This is a genomic window from Promicromonospora kroppenstedtii, from assembly GCF_044389675.1.
In the GTDB taxonomy this organism is placed as follows: Bacteria; Actinomycetota; Actinomycetes; order Actinomycetales; family Cellulomonadaceae; genus Promicromonospora; species Promicromonospora kroppenstedtii.
Map to the genome: position 1 here is coordinate 109018 of NZ_JBIRYI010000005.1, position 14217 is coordinate 123234.

The 14217-nt window shown below is 71.6% G+C and carries 11 protein-coding genes and 1 riboswitch; of the genes, 3 read left to right on the forward strand and 8 right to left on the reverse strand.

Translation table 11 applies throughout. From position 1 onward, the window contains the following. The first annotated feature begins 71 nt into the window (after positions 1-71). Together ACH47X_RS09690 and ACH47X_RS09695 are read left to right on the forward strand one after the other, a co-directional pair. The gene (locus ACH47X_RS09690; RefSeq protein ID WP_397403678.1) at positions 72-1946 is read left to right on the forward strand and encodes a glycoside hydrolase family 2 protein; all 1875 of its coding nucleotides are present in this window, start codon (positions 72-74) and stop codon (positions 1944-1946) included. Between the two features lie 152 nt (positions 1947-2098). Next, complete coding sequence (locus tag ACH47X_RS09695; protein ID WP_036958689.1) at positions 2099-2740, forward strand: lysophospholipid acyltransferase family protein; 642 nt, start codon at positions 2099-2101, stop codon at positions 2738-2740. A 65-nt stretch (positions 2741-2805) separates the two neighbouring features. Here ACH47X_RS09695 and ACH47X_RS09700 read toward each other — a convergent pair whose 3' ends face one another. The 8 genes from ACH47X_RS09700 to ACH47X_RS09735 form a co-directional block, all read right to left on the reverse strand. After that, on the reverse strand, positions 2806-4020 hold the full coding sequence (locus ACH47X_RS09700; protein WP_397403680.1) for a golvesin C-terminal-like domain-containing protein: 1215 nt from the start codon (positions 4018-4020) through the stop codon (positions 2806-2808). A 195-nt stretch (positions 4021-4215) separates the two neighbouring features. Beyond that, the gene (locus tag ACH47X_RS09705) at positions 4216-4671 is read right to left on the reverse strand and encodes an Hsp20/alpha crystallin family protein (RefSeq protein WP_397403682.1); all 456 of its coding nucleotides are present in this window, start codon (positions 4669-4671) and stop codon (positions 4216-4218) included. A gap of 138 nt (positions 4672-4809) precedes the next feature. After that, positions 4810-5721: a methylenetetrahydrofolate reductase gene (locus ACH47X_RS09710; protein WP_397403684.1), complete on the reverse strand. Its 912-nt coding sequence runs from the start codon at positions 5719-5721 to the stop codon at positions 4810-4812. Positions 5722-5758: 37 nt separating this feature from the next. Then, positions 5759-5875: riboswitch (SAM riboswitch) on the reverse strand. A 94-nt stretch (positions 5876-5969) separates the two neighbouring features. Continuing rightward, on the reverse strand, positions 5970-6893 hold the full coding sequence (locus ACH47X_RS09715; RefSeq protein ID WP_211239977.1) for a carbohydrate ABC transporter permease: 924 nt from the start codon (positions 6891-6893) through the stop codon (positions 5970-5972). Next, entirely contained in the window at positions 6893-7768 is an 876-nt protein-coding gene (locus ACH47X_RS09720) for a carbohydrate ABC transporter permease (protein ID WP_397403687.1), read from the reverse strand. Before ACH47X_RS09720 ends, ACH47X_RS09715 begins: the two co-directional genes overlap by 1 nt. Positions 7769-7841: 73 nt before the next feature. Next, on the reverse strand, positions 7842-9086 hold the full coding sequence (locus ACH47X_RS09725) for an extracellular solute-binding protein (protein ID WP_397403689.1): 1245 nt from the start codon (positions 9084-9086) through the stop codon (positions 7842-7844). A gap of 255 nt (positions 9087-9341) precedes the next feature. Then, entirely contained in the window at positions 9342-9560 is a 219-nt protein-coding gene (locus tag ACH47X_RS09730; protein ID WP_020013596.1) for a hypothetical protein, read from the reverse strand. Between the two features lie 9 nt (positions 9561-9569). Then, positions 9570-13229: a phosphodiester glycosidase family protein gene (locus tag ACH47X_RS09735; protein WP_397403692.1), complete on the reverse strand. Its 3660-nt coding sequence runs from the start codon at positions 13227-13229 to the stop codon at positions 9570-9572. 156 nt (positions 13230-13385) lie between these two features. Between ACH47X_RS09735 and ACH47X_RS09740 the strand changes: the two genes are divergently transcribed. After that, positions 13386-14207 (forward strand): 2-phosphosulfolactate phosphatase, encoded by an 822-nt coding sequence (locus ACH47X_RS09740; protein ID WP_084467701.1) that lies wholly within the window; start codon positions 13386-13388, stop codon positions 14205-14207. Positions 14208-14217 lie beyond the last annotated feature (10 nt).

A 14217-nucleotide genomic window follows, 5' to 3' on the forward strand; every position in this document is an offset into this window, starting at 1 on the left:
ACAACGTTGCATTCTTGGCGGAAGACGTGTTGAATCACCGCGCACCTGTCGTAGACGCAATGGAGCAGCTGATGACTTTCCTCGACCGCTTCTCGCCGGACGGGGCGCCGACGGCCACCCCCGTCCCGCGCCCCGAGTACCCGCGGCCCCAGATGGTCCGGGACCGCTGGCTCAACCTCAACGGAACCTGGCAGTTCGAGATCGACGCGGGCGACTCCGGTCTGGAGCGCGGCCTGGTCGAGCGGCCGCTCCAGGCCGAGATCACCGTGCCGTTCGCCCCGGAGTCGGAGCTGTCCGGCATCGAGAACACCGACTTCCTCGAGGCAGTCTGGTACCGCCGCGAGATCACCGTGCCCGCGGACTGGTCCGCCGTCGGCGACGACCCGCACGTGCTGCTGCACTTCGGGGCCGTGGACCACGACGCGACCGTGTGGGTCGACGGCACCGAGGTGGTGCGGCACCGCGGTGGCTTCACGCCGTTCGTGGCCGACCTGCACGGTATCGCCGCCCCCGGCGACACCGTGACCGTCGTCGTCCGGGCCCGGGACACGCGCCACGGGCCGCAGGCCCGTGGCAAGCAGTCCAACCGCTACGCCAACTTCGAGTGCAACTACACGCGCACCACGGGGATCTGGCAGACGGTCTGGCTGGAGCCCGTGCCGGCCGTGCACGTGCGCCGCCCGCGGATCACGCCCGACCTGTCGAGCTCCGCGTTCGACGTCGTCGTGCCGCTCTCGGCGAACCGTCGGGGCCACACGGTCTCCGTCACCGTGACCGACGCCGACGGCGAGGTCGCGAGCGCCACCGCGCGCGCCGACCTCGACCTGGCGCCCGCGCTGCGCGTCGTCGTCCCGGCGGACCGCGTGCGCACCTGGGGCACGACGGACCCGCACCTGTACGGGGTGGACATCGAGCTGCGCGACGTCGACGGCGCCGTGGTGGACTCGGTGCGCTCGTACGCGGGCCTGCGGTCCGTCTCGATCGACGGTCAGGCGATCAAGATCAACGGCGAGCACGTGTTCCAGCGGCTCGTGCTGGACCAGGGTTACTGGCCGGAGTCGCTCATGACGGCGCCGTCCGACGCCGCGCTGGTGCGCGACATCGAGCTCGGCCTGGAGGCCGGGTTCAACGGCGCCCGCCTGCACCAGAAGGTCTTCGAGGAGCGCTACCTGTTCCACGCGGACCGGCTCGGCTACCTCGTGTGGGGCGAGTTCGGCGACTGGGGCGTCAGCGGCTACGGCACCCCGCAGGACGGCCAGCGGCCGACGACGTCGTACGTGGCCGAGTGGCTGGAGGCGCTCCAGCGGGACCACAACCACCCGTCGATCATCGGCTGGTGCCCGCTCAACGAGACGCACCAGGACCTGCACGACCGCATCACGCAGCTCGACGACGTGACCCGCAGCATGTGGCTGGCCACCAAGGTGGCGGACCCGTCGCGGCCGGTGCTGGACGCCAGCGGCTACTCGCACCGCGTGCCCGAGACCGACGTCTGGGACTCGCACCTGTACGAGCAGGACCCGGCCAAGTTCACCGAGCTGGTGGGCGGCCTGGCCGAGGGCAAGCCGTACGGGAACGAGCGGGACAACGGCACGCCGATCTCGCAGCCGTACAACGGTCAGCCCTACTTCGTCAGCGAGTACGGCGGCATCTGGTGGAACCCGGAGACCGCGGCCAGCGCGTCGGGCAGCTCGCCTGACTCGTGGGGCTACGGCCAGCGCGTCGTGGACGAGGAGGAGTTCCACACCCGGTTCGCCGGGCTGACGGACCCGCTGCTCGACGACCCGCGGATGTTCGGCTACTGCTACACGCAGCTCACGGACGTGTTCCAGGAGGAGAACGGCATCTACCGGTTCGACCGGAGCGTCAAGCTCGACGTCGACCGCGTACGCGCCGTGCAGGTGCGTCCGGCCGCCTTCGAGAAGGGCGGCGACGAGGCCTCCTGACCTCGCGAGCCGACGTGTCAGACGTACAGGTCACCCGGGTGACCTGTACGTCTGACTCGTCTACCGGACTGTGCACCTTGTAGGTCTCTTTAGTATTTTTCACCACATAACACCCCGTCCACAGCGGCGCTTGGGGGGTGCACAATAGGCCGGTGACGTACCGGTTCCTCAAGCTCATCCTCTCGATCCTCGTGCTCGTGCTCCTGCGCCCGCGCGTGACTGGGCTGCAGAACATCCCGAAGCGTGGCGCCGTGATCCTCGCGAGCAACCACCTGTCGTTCATCGACTCGCTGCTGATCCCGATCATGGCTCCGCGGCACGTCGCGTTCCTGGCCAAGGCCGAGTACTGGACCGGCAAGGGCATCAAGGGCCGCCTGTCGCGCTGGTTCTTCACCAAGATGGGCGACATCCCGGTGCAGCGCGACGACCCGCGCGCCGGCCAGCGGTCCCTGGAGGACGCACTGGCCGTGCTCCAGCGGGGCGGCGCGTTCGGCATCTACCCCGAGGGGACCCGCTCCCGGGACGGCAAGCTGCACAAGGGACACACGGGCGTCGCGTGGCTCGCCCTGACCGGCAAGGCCCCCGTGGTCCCGGTCGCGCTGCTGGGCACGGACAAGGTCAAGCCCATCGGCAAGATGCCGCGGTTCGCGCGGGTCGAGCTGCACTTCGGCACCCCGATCGACCCCTCGCGGCAGATCGCGGCCGGTACGAAGCCCGCCCAGGCGCGGCGGGAGCTGACCGAGCAGGTCATGCAGTCCATCCAGGCGATGAGCGGCCAGGAGCGCGCCGACTGAGGCCGGTGCACACGTGTCAGACGTACAGACCGCCCGGGTGACCTGTACGCCTGACACGTGGTGGGTCAGAGGCGCGTGACGCGGATCGCGTCCGCCACCACGTACGCCGTGCCCTGCGTCCAGCGGCTGACGGCGACGACGGTCCGCGTCCCCGCCGTCATCGCGTAGGTGCCGAGCGAGACCCAGGCCCCGCCGCCCGCGGACTGGTCCACCCGGATCGTGGACGACCCGGTGCCCGTGTAGACGATGAACGGCGTCGACGTGTTGTAGCCCGCGACCCCCGGGAACCACGCCTCGACACGGTAGGAGCCGCTGGACGGGATCGTGGCCGAGTACGTCGCCAGGTCGCTGACCTCTGCGGGCGTCGCGTACCGGTAGTCGGCGCCGTACCGCTCGCCCGAGAACGACGACGCCAGCCACGCGGAGCCCGCGGAGAAGCCCGCCGAGGTGTTGTCGACGATCACCGACCAGCTCGTGCCCGCCAGGGCCGCCGCCACCTCGGAGCGCAGCTGCGGCAGCATCGAGTACAGGACATCGCCCGGGCAGGCTGTCGCCGTGTAGTCCCGGTGCCCGTAGATCTGCGTGGGCGCGATGCCGTACCGGTCGCAGATGTAGGCACACAGCTCGACCAGCCGGCTCCAGAGCTGCGCGGGCGGCGTGGCGCTCGTGTAGGTGCCCTGGTTCTCGATGCCGATCGCCTGGCTGTTCTGGCCGGGAGCGTGCGCACCCACGACCGTGCCGCTGCCGCTCTGCAGCCGCGACAGCGAGCCGTGCCGCCCCTCCATGACGTACCCGCCGCGGCTCACCGTGAGGTGCTGGCCGGTGTCCACCCAGCCGTTGGCGAAGTGCCACTGCTGGATGTCGCGGGCGATCTGGTACCCGGCGGCCTGCGAGTAGTCGGTCACGTTGGCCGACGCCGTGTGGTGGATCAGGATCTTGTTCGGGTTGGTGGTGACGGTGTCGATGGTCCCGCGGGCAGCGGCGGCACCCCAGGTGGCGCAGCTCGCGATGGTCGGTGCGGCCACCTCCACGCCCGCCAGCGCGCCCGGCGGCGCGTCGGCGGGTGCCTCCGGGTCCGGGGCCAGGGACGGCGGGGCGTCGGCGGCCGCCTTGCCCTGGGCCGCGGGAGCCACAGCGGCCGCCGCCGCGGCCGGGGCGGCGATCGTCGCGCCCGCGGCGCCGATGCCGAGGACGACGGCGCCGCGCAGCAGCTCGCGCCGCCCGAGCGAGGTGCGGCTGTCAGGACTGCAGTCGGTGGAGCTGTGGTCGTGTTCGTGCACGGTGGGGCCTCCACGGGTCGGTCGCGCTGGTACGTGCCGATTTTTCATCCGTAGTATCGGCCGACCTGACGACCCCGGGGTACATCACATCCGGGCCATACCCTGCGCACGATGCCGGTGCGCCCCTGCCGCCCCGCACATGTCGGACGCCCGGGTCACCGGGGTGACCCGGGCGTCCGACGCCGCGAGCGAGGGCTACTGCTCGATGGTCTGGCGCCCCTCGGACGAGCCCTGGCCGATCGGCGTCGACCCGGCCGAGTGGGCCACGTCGATCTTGCGCGGCTTCGCCTCCTCGCTGACCGGGATCGTCAGCGCAAGCACGCCGTCGGCGTACGACGCCTCGATCCTGTCGAGGGCGAGACCGCGGCCGACGGTGAGCTGCCGGGCGAACGTGCCCGTCGGCCGCTCGCGCACGAGCCACTGCGCGCCGTCGTCCGAGCGCTGCGTACGCTCCGCACGGACCGTGAGCGTCCGGTCCTCGACCGAGACGTCGATGGTGCCGGGGTCGACACCGGGCAGGTCCATCGAGAGGACGTAGTGGTCCCCGGTGCGGAACAGATCCATCGGCATGGCACCGGACTGTCGCGTGCTGCCGGCGAACGTGTTGAACATCCGGTCCATCTCCTGGAACGGGTCCCAGTAGGTAGCCATCGCGCACCACCTCCTATGACGATGCGGCCCTGGCCCCTCCAGGGCCGCAGCGATCGGCGACGACCTCGGCCGCCGCCTGGCTACGCTCCAATTCTGGCACTCGACACCCGAGAGTGCCAACCCTTCGTCCGCGATCCGTCAGGCTGCCGCGCGGCCCGTGAGGCCCACCCGCTCGAGCAGGTCCAGGGCGGGCCGGTGCTTGTTGAAGGTGTACACGTGCAGGCCGGGCGTGCCGGCGTCGAGCACCTCGCGCGCGAGCGCCGCGGAGTACTCGATACCGTGCGCGTGCTGGGCCTCCGGATCGACGGCGCCGTCGGGCGCGGTGAGCCGGTCGAGGTCCCGCAGGAGCTCGGCGGGCGCCGCCACACCGGTGAGCTCCTGGACGCGGCGCAGACGGCGGGCCTCGGTGGTGGGCAGGATCCCGGCGAGGATCGGGATGGTCACGCCCTCCGCCCGGGCCGCCTCGACGAACCCGGTGTACGAGTCCGCGCGGTAGAAGAACTGGGTGATCGCGAAGCTCGCGCCCGCCTCCTGCTTCTCCAGCAGCCGGCGCACCTCCTGCTCACGCGTGGTGCCGGCCCCGGGGTTCCCGTCCGGGAACGTGGCGACGGCGATCGCCAGGGGCCGGGCGGCCGAGCGCAGCGCCGTGCTGACGTCGGCGGCACACCGCCGCTCGTCCACCTGCCGCAGGAGCCGCACGAGGTCCACGCTGGACCGCACGCCGTCGGCCGGCGGGCTCCAGTCCGGCTCGTCGCGCGGCGGGTCGCCGCGCAGTGCCAGGAAGGACCGGACGCCGGCCTCGAGAAACTCCTCGATCACCTCGGACACGTCCTCCCGGGACGCGCCCACGCAGGTCAGGTGGGCCACCGGGAGCACGGGCGTGCCCCGCAGCAGCGTCGCGAGCACCTCGCGCGCGGTGGCCCGGTCGCCGCCTGCCGCGCCGTAGGTCACGGACACGAAGTCCGGACGGGCCGCCACGAGCCGCTGCGCCGTCTCCCAGAAGTTGGGCGCGGCGTTCGGCCGACGCGGAGGCATCAGCTCGAACGACACGGTGGGACGGTGTGGGTGCGGCTCGGCGACCATGGCTGCTCCATCGAACCTGGCGTGAGCACCTTGCGTCCTCGGCTCCGCGGCGACGCGGCACCAGGTCGGCAGGTTGCTGCGGTGTCAGGGAGCCAGGACTCTCGACCGCTCTGGATGGGGTTCGCCACCATGCTAAGCGACCGTCCAGCACTGGGACAGAATTCGTCCGGCGGTCGAGACGGCCCGGTCCACGGAGCGTGGACCGGGCCGTCCCACTACTTCACGGAACCGGCCACCAGGCCGCCCACCAGGCGCTTCTCGATGATCATGAACAGGATGACCACGGGCACGATCGCCACCACGGACACCCCGAACACGTAGTGCCAAGACGTCTCGTACTGGCCCACGAACTTGGTGAGCGCCACGGACAGCGGCTGGTTGCCCGCCGTCGTCAGCAGCACGAGCGACGCCGCGAACTCGTTCCAGGAGGCGACGAACGTGAACACGACCGCCGTGACGATGCCCGGCCAGACCAGCGGCAGGTTGATCTTGGTCAGCACGGCGAAGGTTCCGGCGCCGTCGAGCTGCGCCGCCTCGTCGACCTCCTTGGGGATGCCGGCGAAGAAGCTGTGCATGATCCAGACCGCGAACGACAGGTTGAACGCCGCGTTGACCAGGATCATCGCGGCCCACGTGTCGAGGATCCCGAGGGCGATGAACTGGCGGAACAGGCCCGAGGTGAGCACCGCGGGCTGCACCATCTGGGTCACGATCACGAGGAACAGGAAGAACAGCCGCCCCGGGAACCGGAACCGTGCCGTGTAATAGGACGCCGGCAGCGCCACGGCGAGCACGAGCAGCGTGGCGCACAGCGAGATCACCAGGGTGGAGATCAGGTTCTGCGCCAGCGGTGTCTCGGGCGTGGACCACATGGTGACGTAGTTGTCCCAGTGCCACTCGGTGGGGAAGTAGGTGGGGTCGACCGACCTGATCTCGGCCTTGGTCTTCACCGAGCCGAAGAACATGATCAGGTACGGCAGCAGGAACACCACCAGCACCACGAGCCCGGCCAGCAGCCGCAGCAGCAGGGACCCGAGCGGCACCTGGTCGCTCGTGTACTTCCGTACCCTCTGCCGGCTGTCCGACGGCGGCCGGGTCGCCTTGCGCGGGGTGGTCCCCGAATCGGTGATCGCGGTCATCAGACCTCCTCCAGGGGGCGGACGACCCGCACGTAGACGGCGACGATCACGACGACCACCAGGAACGCGATGACGGACAGCGCACTGGCCAGGTCGATCTGCCGCTGGTTCTGCATGTACTTGAAGATCATCGTCATGACGGTGTCGGCGTCGTACCCCGGGATGGACCCCGTCATGACGCGCAGGATCGGCAGCGAGTTGAACACGTTGATGATGTTGATCAGCACCGCCACCGAGATGGCGCCCCGCAGCTGCGGCAGCACCACGCTGAAGTAGGTGCGCGGGCCGCTCGCGCCGTCGATGCGTGCGGCCTCGACGGTCTCGCCGGGAACCGTCTGCAGGCCGGCCAGGATCGTGTACGTGGTGAAGGGCAGCGACACGAAGACGGCCACCGCCATCGCCCACGCGAACGCGGTACCCGGGTGCCGCGTCCAGCCGTAGCCCTCCGGCGTGCCGATCAGGCCCACGTCCACGAGGAACGAGTTGATGATGCCGAAGTACGGCTCCAGCCCGTAGTGCACCACCAGCGTGGTCATGACCACGCTCGAGGCCCACGGCACGATGACGGCCATCCGCACCAGGCGCCGGCCCGGGAACGCCTTTTTCAGCAGCGCTGCCAGGGCCAGCGACCCGACGAGGGTGCAGCCGACGACCACCACGACCCACACGACGGTGCGCCCGAGGATCGGCCAGAAGTACTGGAAGCCGATGACCGTCGCGAAGTTCGCGAGGCCCACTCCCCCGTCGTCCACGCCGCTCTGGCTGATGTCGCGCGTCGAGTTCCAGAACATCAGGCCTACCGGGAACAGGACCACGGCCGCAATGAGTGCGACCGCGGGCCCGATCCACGGCAGGGCCTTGGCAAGGTCCTTCACCGGTTTCCCCTGTTGCTTTCCGTTCGGCGTCGTTCGTGGCAGGCCGTGCCGGGCACGGCGGTCGGTGCGGGCATCAGCCCGCGTCGACCTGCTCCTGGATCTCCGTCAGGACGTCCTGGGCGGACTTCTTGCCGTCCAGCTGGCCGAAGAGCGCCTTGAACGCGGAGTCGGCGGCCTGCCAGTCCGGGTTGGTGCTCGGGTAGAACTGCGCGTCCGGCAGCACCTCGAGGAACGGCGCCAGGGCCTCCTCGCCGGCGAGCTGCTCCGAGCCCGACAGGGTGGTAGGCAGGAAGCCCTCGGCCTGGACCCACGGCACGTACACGTCGGCGGAGTAGAAGTAGTCGAAGAAGGCGGTGATGGCCTCCTGCTTGTCGCCGTCGTTCTGGAACGCCATCAGGTGGTCCGCGACGCCCAGGGTGAACGGCGAGCCGTCCTTGGTGGGGATCGGGTGGATGGAGTACTCCAGGTCGGGGTTGTCGGACTCGATCTGCCCGACGCTCGGCGGCAGGCCGATCTGCATGCCGACCTTGCCCTGCACGAAGATGTCGAAGAGCGGGCTGCGGTCCGTCGCGCCGGCGTCGGCCTGCGTGGCGCCCTCGTCGATCATCTTCTTGACGAACTCGGCACCCGCGAGGTTCTCCGGGGTGTCGATCGTGATGGACTCGGCGTCGCCGAAGCTGCCGCCGCCGCCCCACAGCCACACCGCCGCCTCGGCCTGCGCCTCCTCCGAACCGAGCGGCATGCCGTAGCCGGCCACGCCGCCGCCGAGGTCGGAGACCTTCTTGGCCGACTCGAGCAGCTCGTCCCAGGTGGCGGGCACCTCGGCGCCGGCCTCCTCCAGGAGCGCGTCGTTGACGAACAGGGCACGGGCCGACGCGATGAACGGCAGGCCGTAGGTGGTGCCGCCCACCTGGGCGTTCTCCAGGAACGTCGGCTGGAAGTCGGCGTAGGTCTCGTCGGAGGTGACGTCCTCGACCGGGTACAGCAGCTCGTCCTCGGCGAAGCCGGCGAAGGGGCCGCCGTTGTAGATGTCGGGTGCGTCGCCGCCCTGGATCTTGGTGGCGATGACGGACTCGAGGTTGTCCCATGACTCGACCTGGAGGTTCACGTCGATGTCGGGGTTCTCCTCCTCGAACCCGGCGATCACGTCGTCCCAGTTCCCCTGGGTGGCGTCGGAGTAGCTGGGGACGAGCAGGTCGAGAGTCGTGCCGTCACCGGTCGCCTCCCCGGTGGACCCGCCGAACCCGCAGGCCGTCAGTCCGGTCGTCGCGGCGAGCGTGATCGCCATGATCCCGCCGAGCCTCTTGTACTGCGCCATTGCCGTCCCTCTCCTTCGTGGTGGTGCAGGTCACGTTTTCACTTGGGTCATAATCTGTCAATGGTTCTAACAAACCTGTGACAAACGGGTGACGCGGCGTGTCGCGAGGGTTCGGCTGCTCGGCGCGGCGGCGGCAGAAAGGGCCGCAGCGCGCGGCTGCGGCCCTGTTCCGGCAGGCCTCGGGGCCGCCGTCGTGGGTACGGAGATGCGGCAGCGCCCGCCCGGTCAGGGACCGGGCGGGCGCTGCGCGTGCTTCTATCGTTCGGTGGCGCCGATCATCGGCAGGCCGAACGACAGGCCGACGGCGAGGATGCCGCCGACGAACAGGTAGGGCGACGACGCAGCGTCACCGATCGAGCCGACGGCCATCAGCGCGAACCCGCCCAGGAACAGGGCGAAGCACACGATGAAGCGAACCACCAGCGCCGCCGTGGGCTCCTGCTTCTGCCTGCGGGCCACCTCGAAGTTGCTCATGAGGTAAATCTACCGGCTCGTCGTGACCATGAGCTCGCCGCGCGTCCCGTTGACCGTGACGGTCACGGTGGCGCGCCCCGGGCGCAGGGCGGTCAGCTCGTGGGTTGCGGGGTCGAGCGCGAGCGCCGCGCGGCGGGAGCACTCCCGCAGGGCGGCACGGCCCTGCTCATCGGTCACGCACACGCCGGGGCCACCCCAGCTCGCGGAGACCGGCCACGCCACGGGCACCTCGCGGGACCCGTCCTGCACGACGACGGCGCTCACCGGCGCGGAGCCGCCCACCCGCAGCGACTCCGGCCCGGAGAGCGTGACCTGCTCGGCGCGCGTGTTGACCTCCCAGGTGAGCCACGGGTCGGCGGGCCGGCGGCCGCCGCTCGACGACTTGCCCGCCGCCGGACGCACGCCCAGCATCGACCACCCCGTGAACCCGCCGTCGGCCGGGGTGCTCGCCGGGCTCTTCCCGGAGTTGCCGTTGACCAGGTACGGCACGCCGTCCTGCGTGCTCGCGTGGAAGACGCCCACGTGGGAGCCCACCGACGCGACCGACTTGCCGGACCTCTCCTCGAAGTCCTCGAACCAGCCGCGCAGCGTGTCGGCCTCCAGCCGGTCGGTGAGCTGACTGGCCTTGGTCGGCAGCGGGTCGTCGAGCGGGTGGTGCGCGAACACCACGACGCCGGTGACGGCGCGGTCGGTCGCGGCGTCGTCGAGCGCCTCGCGCAGCATCCGGACCTGGGCGAAGTCGGCGCCCAGGCGGCCGGCCGACGAGTCGAGCATGACCAGGCGCGTGGTTCCGCCGGCCCGGCCCGGCGTCGGGACGTCGAGCACGCGGGTGCGCTCGCCGAACTCCTCCTCGAAGTTCGCGATCGAGCCGCCCATCACCTCGTGGTTGCCCGGCAGGTAGTACCAGGGGAAGTCCGCGTCGGCGAGCTCCTCCGTCAGGACGCGCCGTGCGAGGTCGAAGTCCTCGGGCGCGGCCTCGTCCACCAGGTCGCCGTTGATGACCAGCAGGTCGGGGCCGTCGGCGACGATCTCGCGGAGCGCGGACCGGGCCCCGGCCACCGCACCCGACTCCGGGTCGCGCGCGACGAACTGGGCGTCGGACAGCACGGCGACCCGCAGGGGCGCGTCGTCGGTGCCGCCGTCGGCGGCCACGACCGCGTCCTCGACCCGGGGTGCCTCGGGCGCGTCCACCGCGGGCGGCACCTGGGCGGCGATCGAGGACAGCGTGAGCGCGCCCGTGTACTGCTCGCCCGCCGTGGTCTCCAGCGCGCGCACACGCTGCAGCTTCAGAGGGAACGCGACGCCGTCGGGCACCGGGAAGGTGACCTGCCGCCAGCCGGTCCAGGTGACCTCCGGCCCGTCGAGCTGCGTGACGACGCCGTCGCCCTGCCGCACCTGGAGCCGCAGCCAGGCGCCGTGGCCGTCGCCGTCGACCCACATGGTCACCGCGCGCGGTGCGCCGGGTAGCTCGCGGCCGCCCGCCGCGGACTCGGGCAGCACCGCGTACTGGCCGCGCGTGGCCGTGGACCGCGTGAAGTCGTAGGTCATGCGCAGTCCGGCCGCACCGTCGTGCCCGGCCGCGGGGGCGAGGGTGCCGCCCGGCGCGCGGTCGTTCGCCGAGGTCCAGGAGGCCGCGTCGGCGAAGTCGGCGACGACGTCCTCCTCCAGGCTGACCGTCACCGCCACACGGGTCGTCAGCGGCGTCCCGTCGGGTCCGGGCACCGACAGCTCGAAGGTGGTGCCGCCCACCTCGGCGAGCGCGCGGACCTCGAAGGAGCCGTCGGCGGCCGGGACGAGCTCGGCGACCGGTTCGCGGGTCGCGCGCACCCCGGCGATCCGGGGCTCGCCCGGCTCGACGGCCGTCACCGTGACGTCCCGCGCCTCGATCGGCGCGGTGAAGCCCTGCGCGTCGTAACCGGTCAGGACGAGCGGCGCGGTCGCGTCCGCGTCCTCCAGCCCGACGACCGGGGTGTCCACGCCCGTGCGGACGAGGTCACCCAGCACCTCGACCTCGGTGGTGCCGGTGGCCAGGCCCCAGCGGCTCAGGGACGCCGCGGTCACGGTGGTGCTGCCCGCCCTGCGGCCGGTCACCACGCCGTCGCGCACCGAGGCGACTGCGCCGTCGCGGGCGCGCCACGAGGACGGCTCGGTCGCGACGGGGCCCATCGTGTCGTCGTATCCCTTGCCGACCAGCGTGCGGTGCAGGCCGGGGAAGACGCGGTCCGCGTCGTCGGCCGGGACCGTGGTGCGCACGTCGTACGCGGCGACGCGGCCCGAGCCGGCCGGGACGTACAGGCCGAGGCCGTTCGCGTCGGCCCGCTCGAACCCGTCGGACGGGCTGTTCAGGATGGTGTTGGCGGCGTCCCCCGGCAGCCGGGCGACCATCTCGGAGGAGCCGCCGCCGTCGAGGTTGATCGCGTCGTCGGCGCCGAGCTGGGCCATGAGACCTCCGAGCTCGTACAGGTTCATGCCGATGCTGTGGGTCTGGCGGCCGTCGACCACCACGAAGTACGCGCGGGTGCCGGACTCGTCGAAGCCCACCGCGGTGCGCGGGTGGCGCAGCTCCACGTGGTCGCCGGTCGCGGAGGTGACCTCGCCGTCCTCCAGCAGCGGGTCCTCGACGCCGCCGCCGATGGCGACCGCGACGTCGCCCGCGTCCTCCCGCAGGCCGTACGCCAGGTCGATCCGGTCGCCCGGGCGCAGGGTCGCGAGCGCGTCGGCCGCGGCCCCGGGCCGCGCGACGACGGCGCGTGTCCCGTCCGGCAGCTGCCCGCCTGCCGGCTGCCCGACGGTGGTCACGGTCCCGTCCGCCGAGACCGTCACCTCGATGCCCTGCTCACCCGCGGCCAGGGGCCGCGTGCGGGTGAAGGTGCCCCATCCGGCGTCGAACACGGCGACGCCGCCGGGCGGCACGGCGGTGACGTTCAGGCCGCTGACCGGCACCTCGGTGCGCGCGCCGTCGTCAGCCGGGGCCCAGCTCACCGAGCCCTCCAGGAAGATCTGCGCCAACCGCCCGACGGCGCGCTGCCCTGAGCCTGAAGGGTCGGACCCGATCACGACCGAACGTTCGCGGCCCGGGGACGCCGACTTGAGGAGCCTGCCGTCGTCGACGCTCGCTCCGAGGGCGGCGCCCGAGTTGTTGATGTCGAAGTAGTCGCCGTTGATCGCGGCGATGGCGCCGCGCGCGGCCGCCATCTGCGAGACCGTCGCGTTCCCGGCCACGTGCTCCGGGCCCACGTAGCCCACCTGCACCTTGCCCTTCGGGACGACGCCGTCGGCGCCCGGGGCGCCGAGGTCCGCGACGAGCACCTCGCCGCTGAGCCAGCCGTTCTCCCCCAGCCGGGCGAACCGGGTGAGCTCCAGACCGGGCGCGATCCGGCGCTCCTCGCGGCGCGTGACGATCGCCGTGCCGTTGTCGTCGAGGTCCAGCGGGGTGACTTCTCCGGACTTCTCGGCTGACGCGCCGGAGACGAGCGGAGCGTTCGCGAAGGGCACCGGAGCGCTCAGCGCGGAGGCGTCGCGCGGCACGTCCTCGGGGGCCAGGAGCGGCGCCGCGAACGCGGCGCCGCTCGGCGCGACAAGAAATGCCGCGGTAACTGTGCAGGTCAGCGCTTTGGTGACAATTCCTCGCGGCTTTTTCGGGCGCACCGATGACATGTCTGGTCGCATGCTCGTTCCTTCTGGGGAATCGGGGGGGAGCGGACTGCGGCAGGCTTGCGCGGCGAGGTTATGACCCAACGACCAATGTGTGAATATCACCCGAATCGCAACGTTGTTCACTGAACGCGAAACATGGGCGAGTTCGGGTGACACTACGATGCCTTCGTGGCAAACACGTCCCCGGCCTTCGACCAGCGTCCTGCCCGTGTGCGCACGGACTGGGGCATCTCAGGTGCTCTCGCCCTCACCGCCACCGATGCGCGCTCGTCGCTCGTGGTCGTCGTGGACGTGCTCTCCTTCTCGACCACGGTCACCGTCGCCTGCGAACAGGGCGCCGGCGTGTACCCGTTCCCGTACCACGACCCCGCCGGGGCGGCACGGCTTGCGCGCACCATGCGCGCCGCCCTCGCCGGCCCGCGGTGGGAGGACGGCATCAGCATCTCGCCCGCGTCGCTGCAGGACCTGGACGCCGAGCGTCTCGTCATCCCGTCCCCGAGCGCCGCCCAGATCTGCCACACCATCGCGAACCGCGGCGCCCTGATCGTCGCGGGCAGCCTGCGCAACGCGAAGGCCGTCGCCGGCCTCGCGGCCGCGCACCTGGACGCGTCCGAGCGGCACGACGTGGTGCTCGTGCCGGTGGGCGAGCGCTGGCCCGACGACACGCTGCGCCCCGCGCTCGAGGACTACCTGGCCGTGGGCTCCATCGCCTCGCGGCTCACCTCGATGCTGCCCGACGTGAGCATCTCCCCCGAGACCGAGGCCACGGTCACGCTGTGGAAGGGCACCAAGGACATCGCCGACTCCGTGGGCGGCACGGCGAGCGGCCGCGAGCTGCTCGACTCCGGGTTCGCCGACGACGTCACGATCGCCACCGAGGTGGATGCCACCGACGTCGTGCCGGTGCTGATGGACGGCGCGTTCGTGCCGCTGGGGCACCGCGTCGCTGCGGCCCGCGGGCGCAGGAACGTGGGCGCGGGCGCGCGCTGAGCGTCCGCTC